The sequence below is a fragment of the Streptomyces sp. NPDC085931 genome, assembly GCF_044540565.1.
GTDB lineage: Bacteria > Actinomycetota > Actinomycetes > Streptomycetales > Streptomycetaceae > Streptomyces.
The window spans coordinates 44,434-67,145 of sequence record NZ_JBITSK010000016.1 but is presented as its reverse complement, the minus strand read 5'-3'; the positions used below and the strand labels follow the sequence as shown (position 1 = coordinate 67,145).

The 22,712-nt window shown below is 73.3% G+C and carries 19 protein-coding genes and 1 pseudogene; 13 read left to right on the top strand and 7 right to left on the bottom strand.

Going from position 1 to position 22,712, the window contains the following annotated elements:
- Positions 1–137 precede the first annotated feature (137 nt).
- The 8 genes from ACIGAN_RS29130 (at position 138) to aspA (ending at position 10,250) form a co-directional block, all read left to right on the top strand.
- A complete protein-coding gene (locus tag ACIGAN_RS29130; protein ID WP_399862042.1) occupies positions 138–2,159 on the top strand; it encodes a beta-galactosidase in 2,022 nt (673 codons plus the stop codon).
- Between the two features lie 110 nt (positions 2,160–2,269).
- Positions 2,270–3,829: an arabinogalactan endo-beta-1,4-galactanase gene (locus ACIGAN_RS29125; RefSeq protein ID WP_399862040.1), complete on the top strand. Its 1,560-nt coding sequence runs from the start codon at positions 2,270–2,272 to the stop codon at positions 3,827–3,829.
- 209 nt (positions 3,830–4,038) lie between these two features.
- Positions 4,039–4,296: an ArsR/SmtB family transcription factor gene (locus tag ACIGAN_RS29120; RefSeq protein WP_365098402.1), complete on the top strand. Its 258-nt coding sequence runs from the start codon at positions 4,039–4,041 to the stop codon at positions 4,294–4,296.
- A gap of 190 nt (positions 4,297–4,486) precedes the next feature.
- Positions 4,487–5,323 carry an undecaprenyl-diphosphate phosphatase gene (locus ACIGAN_RS29115; RefSeq protein ID WP_399862038.1) on the top strand — a complete coding sequence of 279 codons (837 nt, stop codon included), beginning with the start codon at positions 4,487–4,489 and terminating at the stop codon, positions 5,321–5,323.
- Positions 5,324–5,503: 180 nt separating this feature from the next.
- Positions 5,504–6,217 (top strand): FadR/GntR family transcriptional regulator, encoded by a 714-nt coding sequence (locus ACIGAN_RS29110; RefSeq protein ID WP_399862181.1) that lies wholly within the window; start codon positions 5,504–5,506, stop codon positions 6,215–6,217.
- Positions 6,214–7,656, top strand: coding sequence for an amino acid permease (locus ACIGAN_RS29105; protein WP_399862036.1), 1,443 nt, complete (start codon positions 6,214–6,216; stop codon positions 7,654–7,656). Before ACIGAN_RS29110 ends, ACIGAN_RS29105 begins: the two co-directional genes overlap by 4 nt.
- A 32-nt stretch (positions 7,657–7,688) precedes the next feature.
- On the top strand, positions 7,689–8,705 hold the full coding sequence (locus tag ACIGAN_RS29100) for an asparaginase (RefSeq protein ID WP_399862034.1): 1,017 nt from the start codon (positions 7,689–7,691) through the stop codon (positions 8,703–8,705).
- Between the two features lie 123 nt (positions 8,706–8,828).
- On the top strand, positions 8,829–10,250 hold the full coding sequence (gene aspA, locus ACIGAN_RS29095) for an aspartate ammonia-lyase (protein WP_399862032.1): 1,422 nt from the start codon (positions 8,829–8,831) through the stop codon (positions 10,248–10,250).
- A gap of 49 nt (positions 10,251–10,299) precedes the next feature.
- On the opposite strand, the gene ACIGAN_RS29090 is transcribed toward aspA, so the two are convergent.
- Positions 10,300–11,601, bottom strand: coding sequence for an MFS transporter (locus ACIGAN_RS29090; RefSeq protein ID WP_399862179.1), 1,302 nt, complete (start codon positions 11,599–11,601; stop codon positions 10,300–10,302).
- Between the two features lie 306 nt (positions 11,602–11,907).
- Between ACIGAN_RS29090 and ACIGAN_RS29085 the strand changes: the two genes are divergently transcribed.
- From ACIGAN_RS29085 to ACIGAN_RS29075, 3 genes are all read left to right on the top strand, one after another.
- Positions 11,908–12,840 carry a glutaminase gene (locus tag ACIGAN_RS29085; RefSeq protein WP_365740318.1) on the top strand — a complete coding sequence of 311 codons (933 nt, stop codon included), beginning with the start codon at positions 11,908–11,910 and terminating at the stop codon, positions 12,838–12,840.
- Positions 12,841–13,004: 164 nt separating this feature from the next.
- Entirely contained in the window at positions 13,005–14,399 is a 1,395-nt protein-coding gene (gene mptB, locus ACIGAN_RS29080; protein ID WP_399862177.1) for a polyprenol phosphomannose-dependent alpha 1,6 mannosyltransferase MptB, read from the top strand.
- Positions 14,396–15,757 carry a glycosyltransferase 87 family protein gene (locus ACIGAN_RS29075; protein WP_399862030.1) on the top strand — a complete coding sequence of 454 codons (1,362 nt, stop codon included), beginning with the start codon at positions 14,396–14,398 and terminating at the stop codon, positions 15,755–15,757. The genes mptB and ACIGAN_RS29075 overlap by 4 nt, the downstream gene beginning before the upstream one ends.
- A gap of 83 nt (positions 15,758–15,840) precedes the next feature.
- On the opposite strand, the pseudogene ACIGAN_RS29070 reads toward ACIGAN_RS29075, so the two are convergent.
- The 4 genes and pseudogenes from ACIGAN_RS29070 to ACIGAN_RS29055 all read right to left on the bottom strand — a co-directional run.
- Positions 15,841–16,605, bottom strand: a pseudogene (locus ACIGAN_RS29070) (D-alanyl-D-alanine carboxypeptidase family protein); the annotation flags it as partial.
- 159 nt (positions 16,606–16,764) lie between these two features.
- Positions 16,765–17,907, bottom strand: a complete 1,143-nt coding sequence (gene rho, locus ACIGAN_RS29065; RefSeq protein WP_399862028.1) for a transcription termination factor Rho — start codon at positions 17,905–17,907, stop codon at positions 16,765–16,767.
- Positions 17,908–18,163: 256 nt separating this feature from the next.
- The gene (locus ACIGAN_RS29060; protein ID WP_399862026.1) at positions 18,164–18,991 is read right to left on the bottom strand and encodes a class I SAM-dependent methyltransferase; all 828 of its coding nucleotides are present in this window, start codon (positions 18,989–18,991) and stop codon (positions 18,164–18,166) included.
- A gap of 128 nt (positions 18,992–19,119) precedes the next feature.
- Positions 19,120–19,518 carry a nuclear transport factor 2 family protein gene (locus ACIGAN_RS29055; RefSeq protein WP_365098384.1) on the bottom strand — a complete coding sequence of 133 codons (399 nt, stop codon included), beginning with the start codon at positions 19,516–19,518 and terminating at the stop codon, positions 19,120–19,122.
- Between the two features lie 69 nt (positions 19,519–19,587).
- Between ACIGAN_RS29055 and ACIGAN_RS29050 the strand changes: the two genes are divergently transcribed.
- Entirely contained in the window at positions 19,588–20,187 is a 600-nt protein-coding gene (locus tag ACIGAN_RS29050; protein WP_399862024.1) for a PadR family transcriptional regulator, read from the top strand.
- Between the two features lie 35 nt (positions 20,188–20,222).
- Positions 20,223–20,996, top strand: coding sequence for a class I SAM-dependent methyltransferase (locus tag ACIGAN_RS29045; RefSeq protein WP_365740323.1), 774 nt, complete (start codon positions 20,223–20,225; stop codon positions 20,994–20,996).
- Here the strand turns inward: ACIGAN_RS29045 and ACIGAN_RS29040 are convergent.
- Entirely contained in the window at positions 20,962–21,783 is an 822-nt protein-coding gene (locus tag ACIGAN_RS29040) for an alpha/beta fold hydrolase (RefSeq protein ID WP_365740324.1), read from the bottom strand. The genes ACIGAN_RS29045 and ACIGAN_RS29040 overlap by 35 nt on opposite strands.
- 32 nt (positions 21,784–21,815) lie before the next feature.
- Positions 21,816–22,649 carry an alpha/beta hydrolase gene (locus ACIGAN_RS29035; RefSeq protein ID WP_399862022.1) on the bottom strand — a complete coding sequence of 278 codons (834 nt, stop codon included), beginning with the start codon at positions 22,647–22,649 and terminating at the stop codon, positions 21,816–21,818.
- Positions 22,650–22,712: the final 63 nt, after the last annotated feature.

Sequence of the window (22,712 nt, the reverse complement as noted above, 5' to 3'; positions counted from 1 at the left end):
ATGCTTCTGTGAGCGTTCACAGTAGAGAAACATCCCGGACACTTGTCAATGGTTGTTGCTGTGCGGTTATGTTGGCCTCCGCACCGCTCCCTTGTGTGTGCACGTTCCCAATCGATCGACCGACCGGGAGACCATCCATGCCGGACACCACCCCCAGGGGCCTCACCAGGCTCGCCTTCGGTGGGGACTACAACCCCGAGCAGTGGCCGGAAAGCGTCTGGCAGGAGGACGTCCGGCTGATGCGCGAGGCCGGCGTCACCCTGGTGAGCGTCGGGATCTTCTCCTGGGCCCTGCTGGAACCCGAGCCCGGCACCTACGACTTCGGCTGGCTGGACCGGGTGCTGGACCTGCTCCACGAGCACGGCGTCCGCGTCGACCTCGGCACCCCCACGGCCGTCCCGCCCGTCTGGTTCTACCGGGCCCACCCCGAGGCGCTGCCCGTCACCGCCGAGGGGGTGCGCTACGAGTTCGGCTCCCGCGCGGCCATCTGCCACAGCAACGCCGACTACCGCGCCGCCGCCGCGGCCATCACCACCCGGCTCGCCGAGCGCTACGCCGACCACCCGGCCCTGGCTCTGTGGCACGTCCACAACGAGTACGGCGTCCCCGTCTCGGCCTGCTACTGCGACTCCTGCGCCGCCCACTTCCGCCGCTGGCTGGCGACCACGTACGGCACGGTCGAGGCGGTCAACGAGGCCTGGGGAACGGCCTTCTGGGGTCAGCGCTACACCGGCTTCGAGCAGATCAACCCGCCCCGGCTCACCCCGGCGGTCGTCAACCCCGCCCAGGCGCTGGACTACAAGCGGTTCGCCGACGCCACCATGCGCGAGAACTTCGTGGCGGAGCGGGACATCCTGCACCGTCTCGCCCCGGGCGTCCCGGTCACCACCAACTTCATGACGGCCCTGAGCCAGTGCGACTCCGTCGACTACTGGGCCTGGGGCCGCGAGGTCGACCTCGTCACCAACGACCACTACCTCATCACCGACGGCCGCCGCACCCACGTCAACCTCGCCATGGCCGCCGACCTCACCCGCTCCGTCGCGGGCGGCGCCCCCTGGCTGCTGCTGGAGCACTCCACCTCGGGCGTCAACTGGCAGCCCCGCAACCCCGCCAAGGCCCCCGGCCAGATGGCCCGCAACTCCCTGGCGCACGTAGCGCGCGGCTCCGAGGGCGCCATGTTCTTCCAGTGGCGCCAGTCCCGGCGCGGCGCCGAGAAGTTCCACTCGGCGATGGTCCCGCACGGTGGCACCGACACCCGCGTGTGGCGCGAGGTCGTCGAACTCGGCGCTTCCGTGGGCGCGTTGAGCGAGATCCGCGGCACCCGCACCGAGGCCGACGTGGCCGTCCTGTGGGACTGGCACTCCTGGTGGGCGCAGACCCTCGACTGGCGCCCCAGCGTCGACCACGACGCCCGCGAGCGCGCCGACGCCTTCTACGAGGCCCTCTACGACCGTCACCTCACCGTCGACTTCGCCCACCCGGAAGCCGACTTGTCGAGATATCCCCTGGTCGTCGTCCCCGCCCTGTACTTGATGACGGAGGCGGCCGGGCGCAACCTGACGGCGTACGTGGAGGGCGGCGGCACACTGGCCGTGTCGTACTTCTCCGGCATCGTCGACGAGCACGACGCCGTCCACGCGGGGCCCTACCCGGGCCCGCTGCGGGACGTCCTCGGCCTCACGATCGAGGAGTTTGCCCCGCTGCTGCCGGGCGAACGCGTACGGATCACCGGCCCCGACGGGACCGAACTGGGTGCCGACGTGTGGACCGAGTTCGTGGTGCCCCGCGGCGCCGGCACGGTCCTGACCTACGCCGACGGCCCGGCCGCCGGACTGCCCGCCGTCACCCGGCACCGCCTGGGCCGGGGCACCGCCTGGTACGTCTCCACCCGGCTCGGCGCCGACGGCCTCGACACGCTGCTCGGCATGGCGGGCGAGGACGCCGGGCTCGCCCCGCGCGCCGATCTGCCCCGGGACGTCGAAGTGGTCCGCCGCACCGGGGCGTCCGGCACCTATCTGTTCGCCGTCAACCACACCGCCGCGGACGCCAAGGTGCCCCTGGAGACCACGGGCACCGAGCTGCTCACCGGCGAACGCGCCGCCGGCCGCCTGGCGGTCCCCGCAGGAGCCGTCCGGGTCGTCCGGCTCGACGGCTGAACCGGCTCCCTCCGCCCGCGCGTGCCACGAGCCGCGGGCGGAGGGGCTCTCCCGCCCGCCGCGGGCGGGAGGCACTCCCCAACCCCACGTCGAAGGGACGACGGACGACGATGTTCCATCCCAGACGCACCCTGAGAGCCCTGCTGCCGCCGCTCGCGGCCGGGCTCGCCCTCACCGCCCTGCCCGCCACCTCCGCCCACGCCGCGAGCACGCTGACCAACGGCGGCTTCGAAGCCGACGGCGCGGGCGCCTCCGTACCGGCCGGCTGGTCCGAGTACGGCGACACCGGCGCCTCGTTCACCGAGTCCGGCGGTCACGGCGGCAGCCACCGCCTGAGCCACTGGGCCGCCGGCGCCTACAAGGTCGAGACGTACCAGTACCTGTCCGGTCTGACCAACGGCTCCTACAAGCTCACCGCCTGGGTGCGTTCGGGCGGGGGACAGAAGTCGGCGTACATAGCGCTCAAGAACTGCGGCGGCGCCGAGCAGCGCACGGACCTGCCGGTCTCGGCGGTCGGGTGGATCCGCATCGTCGTGCCGGTCACGGTGACGAGCAACCAGTGCACGATCAGCGTCAACAGTGACGCGAACGCGGGCAACTGGATCAACGTGGACGACCTGACGTTCGCGCCGGGCACGTCGGGCACGTCGATCAAGGGTGCCGACATCTCGTCCCTGGTGAAGAGCGAGGCCAGGGGCGGCGTCTACCGCAGCGCCTCCGGAACCGCCGGCGACGCCCTGTCCCTGCTGAAGTCGAACGGCATGAACTACGCCCGCCTCAAGGTGTGGGTCGACCCGGCCGACGGCTACAACGACAAGGCCCGTGTCCTGGCCGCGGCCAAGCGCGTCAAGGCACAGGGCATGAAGCTGCTGGTGGACTTCCACTACTCCGACTTCTGGGCCGACCCGGGCCGGCAGGACAAGCCCGCCGCGTGGGCCGGGCACTCCTACAGCCAGCTGAAGACGGACGTGTACCGGCACACGTACGACGTGCTGAACGCCCTGAAGGCGCAGGGCACCACCGCCGACATGGTCCAGGTCGGCAACGAGATCAACGGCGGCATGCTGTGGAACGAGGGCTCCACCGCCGACTGGACGCAGCTCGCCGGTCTGCTCAACTCCGGCTACGACGCCGTCAAGGCGGTCAGCTCCGGCACCACGGTGGCCCTGCACCTCGCCGAGGGCGGTGACCTGGAAGGCACCCGCTGGTGGTTCGACAGCGCACGCTCCCACGGCGTGCGGTTCGACGCGATCGGCCTGTCCTACTACGGCTACTGGCACGGCACCCTGGCCGACTTCCAGACGACCCTGGACGACGCGGCCACCCGCTACGGCAAACCGGTGTTCGTCGCCGAGACGGCCTACCCGTTCCGCCTGGACAGCGACGACGCCCACGAGAACATCATCGACACCGCCGGCGAACTGGTCCCGGGCTATCCGGCGAGCGTGACCGGCCAGACCCGGTGGATGAACGACGTGGCGAGCATCGTGGAGGCCGTACCCAACGACCGCGGCCTCGGCGTCTTCTACTGGGAGGCGACCTGGACCGCCGTGGCGGGCAACGGCTGGGACCCGACCGACGCGTCCTCCGGCAACGCCTGGGAGAACCAGGCCCTGTTCGGCTACGACGACCGGGCGCTCACGTCGATGTCCTGGTTCCGCCACCGCTGAACCGGCGGGGGAGGGGCCCGGACCGCGCGCCGTGCCCCTCCCTCTCCCCGCCCCTACGCCCCGACCGAACTGCTGCTGGACACACGGCAGTTCGGCCCGGGCGGTGCGGTATCGGTCACGCCCCGCCGAGTCCCGGACACGGCCGCGTCGAGTGCGGGACAGTGGGAAGACGCGGTGCAGAGGACGACGCCGCGAGGCAGGGGCACGTCATGCTGAGGACTCCCACGGACGAGACGCGGCTGCGCATTCTGGCCTGGCTGAGGGAACCCGGTCCCGCCGCCGACGGGATCACCGCGGACGCCGTCGCCGAGCGCTTCGCGCTGCCGCTCCCGGTGGCCGCCACTCATCTGCGGCTGCTGGAGGCGACCGGCATGCTGCGCGCCGGCCGGTCCGCAGGCCGCGTGTGCTACCACCGCGACGACATGCGGATCGCCGAGGTCGCCCGCATGTTCGAGAAGGGCTGGTAGGGGCCCACGGGTAAGGAGTGGGTGTGAACCGCCGGGGCGGTCACGGCGCGCTCGACGCTGCCGTACGGGAGGAAGCGGCGGGGGAGAGGGCGTTCGCCGGGCCGGTGCTCCCTCGCGGGTGAGATCTCCTCTCGCCCGGGTGTAGTACGACTGGGCCCTCGCTCCCGCCCCCCGAGCAGAACTGGATCCCATGAGCGCCATCACCGTCGGTCAGGCCGTCGTCCTCGGAGCCGTCGAAGGGGTGACCGAGTTCCTGCCGGTCTCCTCCACCGGGCACCTGAAGATCGTCGAAGGGCTCATGGGCATCCCCGTGGGCGACGACGCGGTGGTCGGGTTCTCGGCCGTCATCCAGGTCGGCGCGATCGCCGCGGTGCTCGTGTACTTCTTCCGGGACATCGTGCGGATCGTCTCGGCCTGGGGGCGGGGACTGCGCCACCGCGAGGAGCGCCACCACCGCGACTACAAGTTCGCCTGGTGGGTCGTCTGCGCCACGATCCCGATCGTCGCCGTGGGCCTCGCCGCCAAGCCGCTCGTCGAGGGCCCGCTCGCCTCGCTGTGGGTGGTGGCCGGCTCCCTGATCGTCGGCAGCGGCGTGATGTGGGCGGCGGACCAGACGGGCCGGCACAAGCGCGGCGAGGACGACACCTCCTTCAAGGACGCCATGCTGGTCGGCGGCTCCCAGGTCCTCGCCCTGCTCTTCCCGGGCTTCTCCCGCTCCGGCGCCACCATGTCCACGGCGCTGATCCTCGACCTGGACCGCGTCGCCGCCACCCGGCTCTCCTTCTTCCTCGGCATCCCCGCGCTCACCGGTGCCGGCCTCTACGAACTCAAGGACGCCCTGGGCAGCGGGGTGGGCGCGATGCCACTGGCCGTGGGCACGACCGTCTCGTTCGTCGTGGCGTACGCCTCCATCGCCTGGCTGCTGCGGTTCGTCGCCAAGCACTCCTTCAACGCCTTCGTGATCTACCGGATCGTGGTGGGAGTGCTGCTGTCCGGGCTGCTCGGAGCGGGTGTGCTGCACGGCTGAGCGGTCCGCCGGGAGGCGCCGCCGGCCGGCTGTCCGCGGCGTCATCGTGGCTCGTCGCGCGGCTCACCGGGTCCCTGTGCGGCGGCCCCTTGACAGCCGCCTCCCGCCGCCCCGAGTATCTCTCCCGTGAACCTGTCAGACAGCCGGACAGCCGGACAGCCCGTGCGCCGCGTCAGTGCCATGGAAGCGGTGCTGGCGCACCTGCGCGGCGCCATCGAACGGGGCGAGTACGCCATCGGCGACAAGCTCCCCTCCGAGGCGGAGCTCTGCCGCACCCTCGAGGTCTCCCGGCCGGTGCTGCGCGAGGCGCTGCGGGCGCTGCAGACGATGGGCCTGACCGTGTCCCGGACCGGCAAGGGGACCTTCGTCGTGGCCAGCACCGTGGAGGACCCCACCTTCGGCGACTACGCGGCCAGCGACCTGCTGGAGGTGCGCCGCCACGTCGAGATCCCGGTCGCCGGGTACGCGGCCCGGCGCCGCACCCCGGAGAACCTCGACCACCTGGCGCACCTGCTGGACCGGATGGAGCGGGAGACCGACACCACGGCCTGGGTCGCCATGGACACGCTGTTCCACCTCGCCGTGGCGGAGGCCGCCCAGAACCCGGTGTTCCGCCGGGTCATCGAGGAGATCCGGGACGCGCTGGCCCGCCAGTCCGCCTTCCTCAACGAGCTCGGCGGCCGCCGCGAGCAGTCCAACCGCGAGCACCGGGCGATCGTCGAGGCGCTGATCGACGGCTCCGAGAACGACGCGGTGGAGGCCATGGCCCACCATCTCGACCGCGTCGAGACGACCCTCACCGACATCGTGCGTCCCCCGCGCACGGAGAGCGGCCCGGACACCCCTGCGCACATCAGCACCCAAACCCCTACGGAAGGCGGACCCGAGGCGTGAGCGAGCAGTCCCTGCACGACGGCGTGCAGAAACGTTCCGGCCATGTCGACGCCGGAGACGCGGGCTACAGCAAGTCCCTGAAGTCCCGGCACGTCAACATGATCGCCATCGGCGGCGCCATCGGCACCGGCCTCTTCCTGGGCGCCGGCGGCCGCCTCGCCGACGCCGGACCCTCCCTCTTCATCGCCTACGCGGTCTGCGGCCTGTTCGCCTTCCTCGTCGTCCGGGCCCTCGGCGAACTCGTGCTCTACCGCCCCTCCTCCGGCGCCTTCGTCTCGTACGCCCGCGAGTTCATGGGGGAGAAAGGCGCCTACACCGCCGGCTGGATGTACTTCCTCAACTGGGCGACCACCGGCATCGCCGACATCACCGCCGTCGCCACCTACACGCACTACTGGGGCATGTTCTCCGACATCCCCCAGTGGGTGATCGCCCTGATCGCGCTGGCGGTCGTGCTCACCGTGAACCTGATCTCGGTGAAGATCTTCGGCGAGCTGGAGTTCTGGTTCGCGATCGTCAAGGTCGGCGCACTCGTCGTCTTCCTGTGCATCGGCATCTTCCTGCTCGTCACCCAGCACCCCGTCGACGGCCACACCCCGGGCCCGTCCCTGATCGGCGACAACGGCGGCGTCTTCCCGCACGGCCTGCTGCCCATGCTGCTGATCATCCAGGGCGTCGTCTTCGCCTACGCCTCCGTCGAACTGGTCGGCGTCGCGGCCGGGGAGACCGAGAACCCCGAGAAGATCATGCCCAAGGCGATCAACTCGATCATGTGGCGCGTCGGCCTGTTCTACGTCGGCTCGGTCGTCCTGCTGTCGATGCTGCTGCCCTGGAACAGGTACACGGCCGGGGAGAGCCCCTTCGTCACGGTGCTGTCCAACATCGGCGTCCCCGCGGCCGGCGGCGTGATGAACCTCGTCGTCCTCACCGCCGCGATGTCCTCCCTGAACTCCGGCCTGTACTCCACCGGCCGCATCCTGCGCTCCATGGCCATGGCCGGCTCCGCGCCCAGGTTCACCTCCGTGATGAGCCGCAGCCAGGTCCCCTACGGCGGCATCCTGCTCACCAGCGGCATCTGCGTCCTGGGCGTCGGCCTCAACTTCGTCGTGCCCGCCGAGGCGTTCGAGATCGTGCTGAACTTCGCCGCGATCGGCATCCTCGCCACCTGGGGCATGATCATGGTCTGCCACCTCCTCTTCTGGCAGAAGACCCGCACGGGCGAGCTCACCCGCCCCGGCTACCGGCTGCCGGGCTCCCCCTGGACCGAGATCGTGACGCTGGCGTTCCTCGCCTCCGTCCTGGTCCTCATGTACGCCGACGGCGGCGCGGGACGCACCACCGTGCTGTGCCTGCCGCTGATCGTCGGGGCCCTGGTCGCCGGATGGTTCGGCATCCGCGGCCGTATCGCACGCAAGTCCACCACCGGAGCCGGCGCGTGACCCACGCGCCGCTCCCAGAGAAGCAGGCAGTGATGCACAGCAGTTCCCTCGCGGCCGCACCCCTGGTCCGTGAACCCGTCCACGCCCCCGTCGCCCACCTCATACGCGGCGGAATCGTCGAAGGCACGCACTACGGCTCCGTCGTCGTCCTCGGCGCCGACGGAGAGGTCCAGCTCCAGATCGGAGACATCGAGGCCGCCTTCTACCCCCGCTCCGCGATCAAGCCCGTCCAGGCCGTGGCCATGGCCCGGGCCGGACTCCCGCTCCACGGTGAGCTGCTGTCGCTGACCGCGGCCAGCCACTCCGGCGAGGAACGCCACCTCGCCGGCGCCCGGCGCATCCTGGAACTCGCCGGGCTCACCGAGGACCACCTGCGCAACGTCCCGGACATGCCGTTCGACCCGGCCGTCCGGGACGCCTGGGTGCGCGAGGGCCGGCCGCCCTCCCGGCTCGCCCAGAACTGCTCCGGCAAGCACGCGGCCATGCTCTACACCTGCGCCCTCAACGGCTGGCCGCTGGAGAACTACCTCGACCCGGCCCACCCCCTCCAGCAGGCCATCGCCGAGATCGTCGAGGACCTCACCGGGCAGCGGATCGCCCGGGTCACCGTCGACGGCTGCGGCGCGCCCCTGTTCGCCCTCTCCCTGCACGGCCTGGCCCGCGTCACCGCCCGGATCGTCACGGCCGCGCCGGGGACGCCCGAGGCGCGGGTCGCCGACGCGATGCGCGAGCACGCGGAGATGGCCTCCGGCTCCGGCCGGGACGTCGCCGCGCTGATGCGGGCCGTGCCGGGGCTGCTGTCCAAGGACGGCTTCGAGGGGGTGCAGGTCGCCGCGCTGCCCGACGGGCGGGCCGTCGCGGTGAAGATCGCGGACGGCGCGAACCGGGCGCGGGTGCCGGTGACCGCCGCCGCGTTGGCCCGGGCGGGCGTGGACCCGGAGCTGCTCACCGCGTTCGCGGGCGAGCCGCTGCTCGGGGGCGGGCGGGAGGTCGGGCGGGTGCGGCCCGTTCGCTCGCTGGAGCCGGTCGCCGGTGCGGCCCGTGCCTGACGACGTGCCGCGTTCTCCCGTCCGGCGGCTGCGGGCCGCATGGGGCCGGTCGCGCAGTTCCCCGCGCCCCTGACGGGCGCGCACCCACCCTCCGTCACACGCAGAAAGAGGACCCTCACCATCATGACCGCCGCCACCCGCTCCGAGCACGACCTGCTCGGTGACCGTGACGTTCCCGCCGACGCCTACTGGGGTGTGCACACCCTGCGGGCCACGGAGAACTTCCCCATCACGGGGACGCCGATCTCCGCCTACCCGCACCTCATCGACGCCCTGGCCGCCGTGAAGGAGGCCGCGGCCCTCGCCAACGAGGAACTCGGGCTGCTGGCGCCGGAGAAGGCCGCCGCGATCGTCGCGGCCTGCCGGGAGATCCGCGCGGGCGGGCTGCACGACCAGTTCGTGGTCGACGTCGTCCAGGGCGGCGCCGGCACCTCCACCAACATGAACGCCAACGAGGTCGTGGCCAACCGGGCGCTGGAACTGCTGGGTCACGCCAAGGGCGAGTACCGGTACCTGCACCCCAACGAGGACGTCAACCTCGGCCAGTCCACCAACGACGTCTACCCGACCGCGGTCAAGATCGCGACCGTGTTCGCGGTGCGCGGGCTGCTGGACGCGATGTCGGTGCTGCAGGACGCGTTCGCCCACAAGGCCGTCGAGTTCCGCGACGTGCTCAAGATGGGCCGTACGCAGTTGCAGGACGCGGTGCCGATGACGCTCGGCCAGGAGTTCTCCGCGTACGCCGTCATGCTGGACGAGGACCGGTCCCGGCTCGCCGAGGCCGTCGAGCTGGTGCATGAGATCAACCTCGGCGCCACGGCCATCGGCACGGGCCTCAACGCCCCCGCCGGATACGCCGAGTCGGCCCGGCGGCACCTGTCCGAGATCACCGGCCTGCCGTTGGTGACCGCGGCCAACCTGGTCGAGGCGACCCAGGACTGCGGCGCGTTCGTGCAGATGTCGGGCGTGCTCAAGCGCATCGCGGTCAAGCTGTCCAAGAGCTGCAACGACCTGCGGCTGCTGTCCTCGGGGCCGCGGGCCGGCCTGGGCGAGATCAACCTGCCGCCCGTGCAGGCCGGTTCGTCGATCATGCCGGGCAAGGTGAACCCGGTGATCCCCGAGGTGGTCAACCAGGTCGCCTTCGAGGTGATCGGCAACGACGTCACCATCACCATGGCCGCGGAGGCCGGGCAGCTCCAGCTGAACGCGTTCGAGCCGATCATCCTGCACTCCCTGTCGGAGTCGATCACCCACCTCAGGGCGGCGTGCCTGACGCTCGCGGAGCGCTGCGTGTGGGGCATCACCGCCAACACCGAGGCGCTGCGTGCCACGGTCGAGAACTCCATCGGCCTCGTCACCGCCCTCAACCCGCACATCGGCTACACGGCCGCGACCGACATCGCCAAGGAAGCCCTCGCGACGGGCCGGGGCGTGGCCGAACTGGTGCTGGAGAAGGGCCTGTTGCCCGCCGAGACGCTGGCGGACCTGCTGCGTCCGGAGGTCCTGGCGGGCAGCGGGCCCGAGGAACGTCCGGCCGCGGTCTGAGCGGAACCGCCCCGGCCCCCGGCGTCACTCACCGTCCCGGACCGGGCGGTCAGCCCCCGGTCGCGTCCGGCCGCGGCCGGGCCGGCAGTGTCCGTCCCAGGCGGGCGAGCGGGGACAGCGCCATCAGCGCCGGGGACAGCAGCAGGCCCACGGCCGTCAGAAGGAGGCCGGTGCGCAGTCCCCACCGCTCGACGAGCAACCCCCCGAGCAGCGAGCCCAGCGGAGCCGTGCCCATGCCCACGAACGTGATCGTCGCCGCCACCCGCGCCTGCATCGCGTCGGGGGTGAGGGCCTGCCGCACGGACATGGTGGTGACGTTCACCACCTGACCGCAGGCGCCGAACAGGAGGTTGACCGCCACGAGCGCGGGGACCGTCACCGCGGCGGGGCCGTGCAGCGCGGGCACCCACAGCATCACGACGTCGCCGAGTGCCGCCGCGGACACGAGCACCGGGCCGTGACCGAACCGGCCCGGCAGCCGGGCGGCGAGCAGCGAGCCCAGAAGCGCGCCCGGCCCCGTCGCGGCGAGTGCCAGCCCCACGGCGGTGCCCGGCAGCTGCAACTCCCGCGGCAGGAAGAGCAGATAGACGGTCATCAGGGCCGCGAAGGAGAACTGGAAGGCGGCCGAGGCGAGACCCACCGCCCGCAGCGCGGGGTCGCGGACGACGAAGCGGACGCCCTCCCTGATCCGCCGCCGCATCCGGGGCGGACGCCCGCGCCGCCCGGGTACCGCTTCGCGGCGGCGGATCCGCCGGACCGACAGGAACGACAGCGCGAAGAACAGCGCGCCGCACGCCACGGCGACCGGTGCCGACAGCAGGGACACCAGTGCCCCGCCCAGCGCGGGGCCGCCCATCTGGGCGGCGGACCGGCTGCCCTCCAGGGCGCTGTTGCCCCGCAGCAGCTGATCGCGCCTCACCAGCCGTACCAGCGACGTCTGGTACGCCACGTCGAAGAACACGGACAGGGCCCCGACGGTGAACGCGACCACGAGCAGGACGGGCAGCCCGAGCGCGCCGAGGAGGCCGGCCAGGGCGGCCGCGCCCAGCACCACGGCCCGGCCGGCGTCCGCCAGCGCCATCACCGTGCGGGTCCGCCACCGGTCCACCCACGCGCCGACGAAGAGCGAGAGCAGCAGGAGGGGTGCCTGCCCCACCGCGCGCAGGAGGCCCAGCCGGCCGGCGTCGGCGTGCAGCGCCAGCACCGCGATCAGGGGCAGCGCCACCAGGCAGGCGTGCTCGCCCAGTTGGGAGACGGTCTGGCCCGTCCAGAGCCTGCGGAAGTCGGCGTCCCGCCCCAGGCCGGGCGGAGCGGCGGATCCGCCACCGCGGGCATCGGACGGGTCGGGCAGGGCGGCGGAATGGCCACCGCGGGCATCGGACGGCACGGGCACCTCAGGGATCGCCGAGGACGGAGCCCGCCGCGGCGGCCGCACAGGGCGTACCGGCGCAGCCGGGCGGAAGACGGCTCGCTGTGCCACGCGTCAGGGGCGGCACGCGATGACAGGCCGGTGACGGCCACGGCGTCAACGCGCGCTCGGACGACCGACCATGCTCAGCTCCTCCGGGATCACTCGCTGCCCGCACGGTAGCCCCCGGCGCCCGGGGGCGGCAACGCGACAAGGACCCGTGCGCGCAGGTACCGCGACGGAGGGAGAATGGTGATCATGACGCCGTCGACCACCTTCCAGCCGGTCCTGGAGCGCATCGCCGAGGAGATCGAGCGGACCCCCGGCCGCGGCCGGGCCGCCGACTACATCCCGGCGCTCGCGGCCTGCGACCCGCGCAGCTTCGGCATGGCCGTCGCCGAACTCGACGGCACCGTGTACGGGGTGGGGGACTGGCGGCAGCCGTTCTCGGCCCAGTCCATCACCAAGGTCTTCACCCTCGCCCTGGACCTCGCCCGGGAGGGCGACGCCCTGTGGGAGCACGTGGGCCGCGAGCCGTCCGGCAACCCGTTCAACTCCCTGGTCCAGCTGGAGTACGAGAACGGCATCCCGCGCAACCCGTTCATCAACGCCGGCGCGCTCGTCGTCACCGACCGGCTGCACACCCGTACCGGCGACGCGTCGGGGGAACTGCTGGGCTTCCTGCGCGCGGAGAGCGGCAACCCGGAGCTGACCTTCGACAAGGAGGTCGCCGCCTCCGAGTCCGCCCACGGCGACCGCAACGCCGCGCTCGGCCACTTCATGGCGTCGTACGGCAACATCGACAACCCGGTGCCGGTCCTGCTCGAACAGTACTTCCGCCAGTGCTCGGTCTCGGCGTCCTGCGCCGACCTCGCCCTCGCCACGACGTTCCTGGCCCGGCACGGCATCCGGGCCGACGGCACCCGGCTGCTCACCCGCAGCCAGGCCAAGCAGGTCAACGCGATCATGCTGACCTGCGGCACGTACGACGCGGCGGGCGACTTCGCCTACCGCGTCGGCCTGCCCGGCAAGAGCGGTGTGGGCGGCGGCATCATCGCGGTCGTCCCGGGCCGCTGCACCCTCTGCGTGTGGAGCCCGGGCCTGGACGAGCGCGGCAACTCGGTGGCGGGCGTGGCGGCACTGGACAGATTCACGACGCTGACGGGCCTGTCGGTGTTCTGACCCGGTCACACCGCTTGCCCCGGACTCACCTCGCGCCCGGACACCCCTCGTCCCCGGTCACCCCCCGGTCCTGATCACCGTCCGGTCACACCCCGGCCGCGCCCCGGAGGGACCCGCGTCGCCGGACCGCCACCCCGCGTTGCCACGCTGCCCGCGTGTTGGCCATGGCTTTCCCCGTCGATCTCCGCCGCTGCCAGATACTCGGTCTGGCCGGAACCGCCTGCCTCGCCCTGGGCGGTGCGACCGCCGGGGCCCTGCCCGTACGGGACGTCCTCCACCCGGCCTCCGCCCAGGCCGCCCTCGGGCTGGTCGGCGCGTACTTCGGTGTCGTGCTGCTCATCGCGGCCTGGGCGCTGCTGGGCCCCCTGGTCCGCGGTCCCCGGCCGCCCGCCCCGCGCGCCCTGCTGCTCGTCCTCGCCACCTGGGCGGCCCCGCTGCTGGCGGCCCCGCCGCTGTTCAGCCGGGACGTGTACAGCTACCTCGCCCAGGGGGCCATGGTCGAGGCGCACCTGGACGTGTACGCGCACGGACCGTCCCGGCTCGGCGGGCCGCTCGCCGGCGAGGTCGCCCCGCTCTGGCGGCACACCGGCGCCCCGTACGGCCCGGTGTTCCTCGCCGTGGCCGCGGCCCTGTCCGGTCTGACCCGCGGGGAACTGCCCGCCGGGCTCGTCGGGATGCGGCTGGTCGCGCTCGCCGGGGTGGCCCTGATGGCGGCCGCTCTGCCCCGCCTCGCCCGGCACAGCGGCGCCGACCCGTCCGCCGCGCTGTGGCTGGGCGCCCTTAACCCACTGGTCCTGCTGCACCTGGTCGCCGGCGCGCACAATGACGCCGTCATGCTGGGCCTGCTGGGCGTCGGGCTGGTCGCCGCGCTCGGCCGGTGGCCGGTTCTGGGCGCCGTCCTCGTGACGCTCGCCGCGCTGGTCAAGGCGCCCGCCGTGCTCGGCCTGGCCGCCGTCGTCGTCCTGCAGATCCGCGCGGGACGCGGCGCCGCGAAGGCCCTCACGGTCACCGCCGCGGCCGCGGCGGGGACGACCGTCGCCGCCACGGCGGCGGCCGGCACCGGCTACGGCTGGATCGGTGCCCTCGACACCCCGGCGTCACCGCAGAACTGGGCCCCGACCACCCTGCTCGGCCGGGCCAGCCGCGCCGGCCTGGAGCACCTCGGCAGTGACCTCGCCCCCCTGGCGATCCCCGTCTGGCACACCCTCGGCATCCTGGCCGCCGTGGCCGCGATCGCGGTGATCTGGCTCCGGCTGCGGCCACGGCCGGTGTACGCGCTCGGCCTGAGCCTGGTGGCGGTGGCCGTGCTCGGCCCGGCGATCCGCCCCTGGTACGCCCTGTGGGGCCTGTTCCTCATCGCCGCCGCCGCGCCCGGCGGCGCCGTCCGTCACCGCACGGCCGCCGTGACCGGCGTGCTCGCGCTGTGCGTCCTGCCCAGCGGCGGCCCGGCGGACACCGGTCAGCTGCTGCTGGCCGTCTCCGGCGGTGCGCTCGCGCTCGTCGTGCTGTGGCAGGCCCACCAGGCCCGGCTCGCCCCGGTGCCGGGACGCGCCGCGTGACCGCGTTCCCGCCGCGCACCGACCGCGGCCGGCTGCTGCTGGTGTGCGCCCTCGCCACGGCGGTCACGGTCTTCACCGCGACCGTGCCCCTGCTGCGCGACTGGTTCGACCTGCGCGTCTACCACGGCAGCGTCGACGCCTGGATCCACCACGGCGGCCGGATCTACGACTACCGCGTGCCGGGCACGACGTACGGCTTCACCTATCCGCCGTTCGCCGCGGTCGCCATGCTGCCGATGGCGCTGCTGGACCTGCGCACCGCGATCGCCGCCGCCCTGCTGCTCGACCTGGCGGCCCTCGCCCTGGTCCTGCGCCTGCTGGCGGGCCCGGCACGGCGGCGGCTCGGCTGGTTCGGCTGGGCGCTGCTCGTGTGCCTGCTCGCGCTGTTCGAACCGCTGCGGGACACCGTCAGCTTCGGCCAGGTGAACGTCCTGCTGCTGGCCCTCGTCCTCGTCGACGCGGCGCTGCTGGCGAGCGGACGCGGCCGGTTCGCGGGCGCCGGCATCGGGCTCGCCGCGGCGGTCAAGCTCACGCCGGCGCTGTTCATCGGGCTGCTGCTGGTGGCCCGGCGGTGGCGGGCCGCCGCGGTCGCCACGGCCGTCGCCCTCACCGCCACGGCCGTGGCCGCCCTGGTGGATCCGGACGCCTCGCGCTTCTACTGGACCGAGGCGCTGTGGGACACCGGCCGGGTGGGCCGGTCCGCCTACGTCTCGAACCAGTCCCTGCAGGGCGTCCTGGCCCGGCTGGGCGCACCGGACCGTGCGGTGTGGGCGGTGGCCGTCCTGCTGGTCCTCGGCGTGTGGGCCGTGCGGGCCCGCCGTGCCGTGGCGGCAGGTGACTGGACAACCGCGTTCGCCTTGACGGGCCTCGCCGCCTGCCTCGTCAGCCCCATCACCTGGGTGCACCACCTGGTCTGGCTGCTGCCGTCCTTCGCCGTGCTGCTGCGGGCCGGGCACGTCCGTGTCGCGGGCGCCCTGTACGCGGTGCTGTGCACCAGCGTCGTCTGGCTGTGGGTCGACGACGCGTCCGGCGTCGACGGGTTCCTGGGCGGCAACCTCTACGCCTGGATCACGCTCGGCCTGCTGCTGTGGCTGCCGGCCGGTCAGCTCCGTCCGGGCCTGCGCACGGGGAGCCGCAGCACCAGCACCACGACCGAGGCGCCCAGCCCGGCCGCTCCGGCGACCAGCCCGGCCTCCGTCCAGACGGACCCCGGTTCCCTCGGCACGGTCGCCGCGGCCGCGGGCACGGCCGTCACCTCCGTGCGCGCGGGCGGACGCGGCACCACCAGCGAACCCACCGGCTCGACCCTCGCGGCCGAGCCGAAGCCCCAGTCGAGCAGCGACCGGGCCTCCTCGTAGACGGCGGAGGCGCCGCCCTCCTGAGGGTTCATCACCGTCACGACGAGGGTGCGGCCGTCCCGGCGTGCCGCCGCGACGAGGGTGCTGCCGGCCTTGCTGGTGTAGCCGTTCTTGATGCCGATCAGACCGGGGTACGGTTTGACTCCCTGGGCGCCGCTCAGCAGCCGGTTGGTGTTGCGGATCGGGTAGGACCAGCGGCCGCCGCCGGGGAACCTCGCCTCGACCGTGGCGCAGTACCGCGCGAAGTCCGGGTTGCGCAGCCCCACCGCGCCGAACACGGCCAGGTCGAACGCCGACGACACCTGGCCCGGGGCGTCGTAGCCGTCCGGCGACACCACGCGTGTGTCGAACGCGCCGAGGGAGCGCGCCTTGGACTGCATCCGCTCCGCGGTGACCCGCCAGCCGCCGTTGAGCTCGGCCAGGACGTGCACGGCGTCGTTGCCGGAGTTGAGGAAGACACCGCGCCACAGGTCGGCGACCCGGTACGTCCGCCCCTCCGCGACCCCGACCAGGCTGCTGCCCGACCCGATGCCGCGCAGTTCCTGCGCGCGGACCGTGTGCCGGATGCCGGCCGGCAGGGACGGCAGCACCGTGAGGGCGAACAGGGTCTTCAGCGTGCTGGCCGGCGGGAGCCTGCGGTGCGCGTTGCGGGCGGCGAGCACCTCACCGGTGCGGGCGTCGGCCACCAGCCAGGACAGGGCGGAGACCTTGGGCAGGCGGGGCGTCGCGGCGCGCGGGCGGACGTGCAGACCGGGCCGGTGCAGCAGCGAGGGGTGCGGGGCCGCCGCCCGCGGCCCGGCCGGCGCGGTGGGCTCCGCGCCGCCGGGGTCGGCCGCGGCGGCGGGCATCACGACGAGGAGCCCCGCCACACAGAGCGCGCCGGCCGACACGGCCACCCGGGAAGAGAATCCGATGATCATACGATCAACGTAGAAACGGTCGGGCCGCGCGCGGTGACGACGGGGCCGAGACCCGCCCGCGAGCACCCGGATGCCGCACGGGCCGGGTCAGTCCGACGGCAGGGTCGGCTGGACGCGGCGCAGGAACGTCGCGTTGTCCGGCGTTTCGCGCAGGCGGTCCAGGAGGGTGTCCAGGGCGCCCTGGCCGCCGCGGTTCCGCAGTACCCGGCGCAGGCCGTGCAGGGCCGCCAACTCGTGCGCGGGCAGCAGGAGTTCTTCGCGACGGGTGCCGGAGGGGGTGATGTCGACGGCCGGGAAGACCCGGCGGGAGGCCGGTTCGCGGCTCAGTCGGAGCTCCATGTTGCCGGTGCCCTTCAGCTCCTCGAAGTAGTAGTCGTCGGCCCGGGAGCCGGTCTCCACCAGGGCGGTCGCGAGGATCGTCAGGGAGCCGCCCTCCTCGGCGCTGCGGGCGGCGCCGAAGAACCGCTTGGGCCCGGCCGTCGCCGCCGCGTCGACGCCGCCGGTGAGGACGCGGCCACCGGATGCGGCCGCGTTGTTGTGCGCCCGGCACAGCCGGGTCAGCGAGTCGAGGAGGAGGACGACGTCCTCGCCGGCCTCGACGCGCCGCTTGGCCCGCTCGATGACGAGTTCGGCCAGCGCGATGTGCTCCCGGGCGCCGCGGTCGAAGGTGGAGGCGTACACCTCGCCGCGCACGGAGCGCCGCATGTCGGTGACCTCCTCGGGCCGCTCGTCGAGCAGCAGCACCATCAGCCGGCACTCGGGGTGGTTGCCGGCGACGGCCGCCGCGAGCTGCTGGAGGAGGACGGTCTTGCCGGTCTTGGGCGGGGCCACGAGGAGCCCGCGCTGGCCCTTGCCGACCGGTGCGATCAGGTCGACGACCCGTCCGGCCATGCCGGCCGCGGGGTGTTCGAGACGCAGCCGCCGGTGCGGGTGCAGCGGCGTCAGGTCCCGGAAGTGGCGGCGCCCGCGCAGTGCGGCGGGGCCGGCGCCGTCGACCCGTTCGACCTCCGTCAGGCCGCCCCGCTCGCCGCGTACGCCCTCCACGAAGTCGCCCTTGCGCAGGCCGTGCCGGCGGATGAGGGCGGGGGAGACCGCGGGATCGGCGGGTGTGGGCAGGAGGCCGTCGCCGCGCAGGTGCCCCTTCCCGTTCGGGTCGATGTCGAGGACGCCGGCGGCGGTCCGGGGCGCCGGCCGCTGCGCGGTGGGCGGATTGTCGAGTGTGATGGTCATGGTGGGGTGTCCTTCCGGGGACGGAAACGGCATGAGGCATGCGAAGGGGAGGGAGGTGGCCGCGAGGGGAGGGCCGTGGGGCACGACTCCGTGCGGCGGGGAACAGCACCTCGAGTACGACGGAACACGTCGTGGTGCCGGAGAATCGAAGAGGTGTCGCGAAGGGAACTGGCACCGGCGCCCGCAAAAGGGGGCAAGCACACGTGCTGTTTCGGACGTTACCACGCCGACCGGCGCGAGGAGAACGGAATACGCCTCAGCGCATGGCCAGCAGCCCGTACAGCAGCGGGATCCGCGGCTCGGGCAGCCGCCACCAGCCGGAGTCCGCGCGGACCATGTGCGGCCAGCGCGGCCAGGGAAGTTCGTCGCCTTCGCGCAGGCGGCGCACGGTGAGTCCCGCATCCGTCAACGCGGTGACGACCTCGCCCATTCCGTGCGTCCACTCGTAGCTGTCCGTGGCGCCCTCGACGGCGGGGCCGTCCGTGTACGTGTGGGTCGCGTCGCGGTGCACGGGACCGCCGCCGCCCAGGTAGTCGTGGCGCAGCAGCAGCTCGGGGCCCTCACCGGGTGCGGGTTTCGGGCCGAGGGAGTTGAGCAGGGGGTGGAACTCGACGACGTAGAGCCGGCCGCCCGGCCGCAGGAGGCGGCCGACGACGGCCGCCCAGCGGTCCAGGTCGGGCAGGTAGCACAGGGCGCCCTTGCCGGTGTACACGACGTCGAACCGCCGTCCGTCCAGGGCCGCGACGGCGTCGTACACATTGGCCCGGACGTAGGTCACGTCGGCCCCGGCCCGGGCCGCGATGCCGGTCGCGGCGGCCACGGACTCGGCGGAGAAGTCGAGTCCGACGGCCCGGGCCCCGCGCCGGGCGAAGGCGATCGTCTCCGTGCCCAGATGGCATTGCAGATGGAGCACGTCACGGCCGGCCAGCTCGCCGAGGTCCTCCCACTCGAAGGGGGCGAACCAGCGCTCGGGGTCGAGGTCCGAGTCGAGGCCGTAGAACCGGCTGGCGAGGTGGACGGGCGTGCGGGCGTCCCAGTTGGCCTGGTTGGCCCGCATCAGCCGGTCGTGCTCGGCGGACGTCATGAGGACATCCAACCGCGAACGGGCCCGGGACGGCGGCGGAACGCGCGAAACGGGCCGGGAGGCAGCCGCGCGCGCGGCACGGCCCGCCCGGGTCCGGCGCGCCGCCCCCCACGTGCCGCTGCCGTGCCTCACACGGCGCGGGACCTGGCCTCCTCCGCGATCCGCTCGAACTGCTCTCCCATGGCCGCCGCGAGCGCCTGGGCCGCCGACAGGGGGCGCACCATGACCGTGAACTCGTCGATGAGCCCGTCGTCGTCGACGTGGATGAAGTCGCAGCCCTCGATCGCCCGGTCGCCCACCCGCGCGGTGAACACCAGGGCGTGGTCACGGCCGCCCACGTCGTTGATCTCGCGCACGTAGCGGAAGTCCTCGAAGACGCCGGAGACGGCACGCAGGATCGCCCCCGTGATCGCCTTGCCGGTGTACGGCTTGAACACCACCGGGCTGGTGAAGACGACGTCCGGCGCGAGCAGCGCCTCGGCGGCGTCCAGGTCGAGCGCCTCGACCGCCTCACGGAAAGCCTGCATCGCAACCGCCTTAGTCAACTAGTTGAATAGGTGCGGAGCAGAATAATCAACCGTTGATACGGTGTCCACATGTCTCTCAAGTACGCCGTCCTGGCCGCTCTCCTGGAGGGCGAGGCGTCGGGCTACGAGCTGTCGAAGGTGTTCGACGTGTCGCTGGCCAACTTCTGGGCGGCGACGCCCCAGCAGCTCTACCGGGAGCTGGAGCGCCTGGCCGGCGAGGGCCTGATCCGGGCCCGCGTCGTCCGGCAGGAGCGGCGGCCCGACAAGCGCATGTTCACGCTGACCGAGGAGGGCCGCCGGGACCTGGACACGTTCGCCGCCACCCCGCCGCGGCGGCCCACCGCGATCCGCGACGAACTGCTCATCAAGATCCAGGCGATGGACGGGGCCGACCCCGCGGCCACCCGCGCCCTGATCGAGGAGCGCGAGGCGTGGGCGCGCGGCAAGCTGGCCCGCTACCGCCGCGTCCGCGAACGCCTCCTGGCCGGCCGCGACGAGGAGGAGTACCTGAGGGAGGCCGACCGGGTGGGCCCGTACCTCACCCTGCTGGCGGGCATCGCCCTGGAGGAGGAGAACATCCGCTGGTGCGCGCGCGTGCGGGCGGTCCTGGACCAGCGCGCCCCCAGGGAGGAACGGCAGCGCCCTCCGGCTCAGGAGAGCACGCGATAGGCCCGGTGCGTGACCCGGGCCCGTAGGCTGAGCCGATGTTCAGCCCCGAAGGCCCCCGTGTGCGCGAGCTGGCCGTCCAGGCCCTGTCGTCCGTCGAACGCGGCTACGACCTCCTCGCGCCGAAGTTCGACCACACGCCCTTCCGGACGCCCGACGCGGTGCTCGACGCCGTCGAGGCGGCGCTGCGCCCGATGGGGCCCTTCGGCACCGGGCTCGACCTGTGCTGCGGCACCGGCGCCGGGGCCGGCGTGCTGACGCGGCTGTGCCGGGAGCACGTCGTCGGGGCCGACTTCAGCGGCGGCATGCTCGACGTCGCGCGGGAGCGCGTCCGGCCCGGCCGGCCGCGGGTCTCCTGGGTGCGGGCCGACGCCCGGGCGCTGCCGTTCGGACCCGCCTTCGACCTGGTGGTGAGCTTCGGGGCCTTCGGCCACTTCCTGCCCCGCGAACTGCCCGGCCTGTTCACGCAGGTCCGTGCCGTGCTGCGGCCGGGCGGCCGCTTCGCGTTCCCGCTGGTCGCCCCGCCCCGCCCGGGCAGCCGCGGCTACTGGGCGCTGCTCGGCTTCGACACGGCGATGCGGGTGCGCAACGCGCTGTGGCGGCCGCCGTTCGTCATGTACTACCGCGCGTTCCGGCTCGGCGACGTACGGCGGGAACTCGCCCGGGCCGGCTTCCGGGTGGAGCTGTACGCCCTGCCGGAGTTCGGGCGGCGACGCGACGGCAGCCCGCGGGTGCGTCTCGTCGTGGCCCGGACCCCGGACGGGCCGGCCGGGACGGTCAGCCGCGGACGAACGCGAGCAGATCCTCGTTGAACGCCTTCTCGAAGTCGCCCACCAGGCCGTGCGGGGCGCCCTCGTAGACCTTCAGCGTCGCGTCCTTCACCAGCTGCGCGGTCCGCTTCGCCGAAGCGGCGATCGGCACGATCTGGTCGTCGTCACCGTGCGCGACGAGCGTCGGCACGTCGATCCGCGACAGATCCTCGGTGAAGTCGGTCTCCGAGAACTGGGCGACGCAGTCGTAGGCGCCCTTCAGGCCCGCCTGCATGCTCCACGTCCAGAACGCCCGCCGCACGCCCTCCGACACCGCCGCGCCGGGCCGGTTGAAGCCGTAGAAGCTCTCGCTCAGCTCCCAGTAGAACTGCGAGCGGTCCGTCTCCACGGCCGCGCGGATGCCGTCGAAGGCGTCCTTCGGCGTGCCGTCCGGGTTGTCGTCGGTGCGCAGCATCAGCGGCGGCACCGCGCCCAGCAGCACGGCCTTGGAGACCCGGCCGGTGCCGTGCCGCCCGATGTACCGGGCCACCTCGCCGCCGCCGGTCGAATGGCCCACCAGCACCGCGTCACGGAGGTCCAGCGACTCGATCAGCTCGGCCAGGTCGTCGGCGTACCGGTCCATGTGGTTGCCCTGCCACGGCTGGCCGGAGCGGCCGTGGCCGCGGCGGTCGTGGGCGATCGCGCGGAACCCGTGCTCGGCGACCAGGCGCGCCTGCCGGTCCCACGCGTCGGCGTTGAGCGGCCAGCCGTGGCTGAACACCACGGGGCGGCCCTCGCCCCAGTCCTTGTAGTAGATCTCGGTTCCGTCGGACGTGGTGAACCTGCTCATGGGGGAGTCCTCTCCGGGATGGCGGCGCGAGATCAGACGAAACGCCGTACGAACGCCAGGGCGGTGTCCGCGACCTCCCGCCAGCCGTGGTCGATGGTCAGGGCGTGGCCCCGGTCCTTCATCTCGATGATCTCCGTGATCCCGGGATTGCGCCGCTGGCGCCGGTAGGCGGCGCGGGTCAGCGCCCACGGCACGGTGTGGTCCTTCTCGCCGGAGACGATCAGCAGCGGGCCCCGCCCGGGGTTGCCGGTGTCGACCTTCGCCTCCGTCCACGGGTTGATGTTCGCCGTGGCCGCCTGGAACAGCGGCGCGCCCGGCGCCGGCACGGCGAACCTGTCGTAGAGCTCCCGTGCCTCCTCCTCGCTCACCGCGTTGGCGAAGGAGTAGCGGAACTGGGCGTAGGTGAGGGGCACGGCCCGCTTGCGGTTGGCCGGGTCGGTGAGCACCGGGGCCGCCGCGCGCAGCGACGACACCGGCAGCGGCAGCACGCCCCGGAACGGCGCGGGGTCGATGGCCACCGACGCCGCGGACAGGCCCCGCCCGGCGAGCATCTGGGTGAGCAGTCCGCCGAACGAGTGACCGATGATCGCCGGCTTGCGTTTCAGCCCGCCGATCAGCCCGGCCAGATGGTCGGCGACCTGCCCGACCGTCTGGCCGGCGAAGACCTCGGGACGCCGGTTGGCCTCCTCGACGGTGCCGGGGTCGCCGGGCCAGGACAGCGGGACGGGGATGTAACCGGCCCGGTCGAAGTGGTCGGCCCAGCGGTCCCAGCTGCTCGCCAGCAGCCACAGCCCGTGGACGAGGACGACGGGCGTGCGGTCGGCGGCGTTGGCCCGCTCGATCAACTGCTCGTCCTGCGTGGTCATGCGGTCGTCCCCCCTGGAATGGCCGAGATCCGTCACGGACGTCCCGCAAGCGCGTACGGAGCG

What these genes read in the sequence shown, in the direction of transcription:
- ACIGAN_RS29040 (WP_365740324.1), bottom strand. Translation starts at nt 21,783, where the DNA reads ATGAGCAGGTTCACCACGTCCGACGGAACCGAGATCTACTACAAGGAC.
- ACIGAN_RS29125 (WP_399862040.1), top strand. Translation starts at nt 2,270, where the DNA reads ATGTTCCATCCCAGACGCACCCTGAGAGCCCTGCTGCCGCCGCTCGCG.
- rho (WP_399862028.1), bottom strand. Translation starts at nt 17,907, where the DNA reads ATGACCATCACACTCGACAATCCGCCCACCGCGCAGCGGCCGGCGCCC.
- ACIGAN_RS29110 (WP_399862181.1), top strand. Translation starts at nt 5,504, where the DNA reads ATGGAAGCGGTGCTGGCGCACCTGCGCGGCGCCATCGAACGGGGCGAG.
- ACIGAN_RS29115 (WP_399862038.1), top strand. Translation starts at nt 4,487, where the DNA reads ATGAGCGCCATCACCGTCGGTCAGGCCGTCGTCCTCGGAGCCGTCGAA.
- ACIGAN_RS29045 (WP_365740323.1), top strand. Translation starts at nt 20,223, where the DNA reads ATGTTCAGCCCCGAAGGCCCCCGTGTGCGCGAGCTGGCCGTCCAGGCC.
- ACIGAN_RS29085 (WP_365740318.1), top strand. Translation starts at nt 11,908, where the DNA reads ATGGTGATCATGACGCCGTCGACCACCTTCCAGCCGGTCCTGGAGCGC.
- ACIGAN_RS29060 (WP_399862026.1), bottom strand. Translation starts at nt 18,991, where the DNA reads ATGACGTCCGCCGAGCACGACCGGCTGATGCGGGCCAACCAGGCCAAC.
- ACIGAN_RS29120 (WP_365098402.1), top strand. Translation starts at nt 4,039, where the DNA reads ATGCTGAGGACTCCCACGGACGAGACGCGGCTGCGCATTCTGGCCTGG.
- mptB (WP_399862177.1), top strand. Translation starts at nt 13,005, where the DNA reads ATGGCTTTCCCCGTCGATCTCCGCCGCTGCCAGATACTCGGTCTGGCC.
- ACIGAN_RS29035 (WP_399862022.1), bottom strand. Translation starts at nt 22,649, where the DNA reads ATGACCACGCAGGACGAGCAGTTGATCGAGCGGGCCAACGCCGCCGAC.
- ACIGAN_RS29100 (WP_399862034.1), top strand. Translation starts at nt 7,689, where the DNA reads ATGCACAGCAGTTCCCTCGCGGCCGCACCCCTGGTCCGTGAACCCGTC.
- aspA (WP_399862032.1), top strand. Translation starts at nt 8,829, where the DNA reads ATGACCGCCGCCACCCGCTCCGAGCACGACCTGCTCGGTGACCGTGAC.
- ACIGAN_RS29055 (WP_365098384.1), bottom strand. Translation starts at nt 19,518, where the DNA reads ATGCAGGCTTTCCGTGAGGCGGTCGAGGCGCTCGACCTGGACGCCGCC.
- ACIGAN_RS29050 (WP_399862024.1), top strand. Translation starts at nt 19,588, where the DNA reads ATGTCTCTCAAGTACGCCGTCCTGGCCGCTCTCCTGGAGGGCGAGGCG.
- ACIGAN_RS29130 (WP_399862042.1), top strand. Translation starts at nt 138, where the DNA reads ATGCCGGACACCACCCCCAGGGGCCTCACCAGGCTCGCCTTCGGTGGG.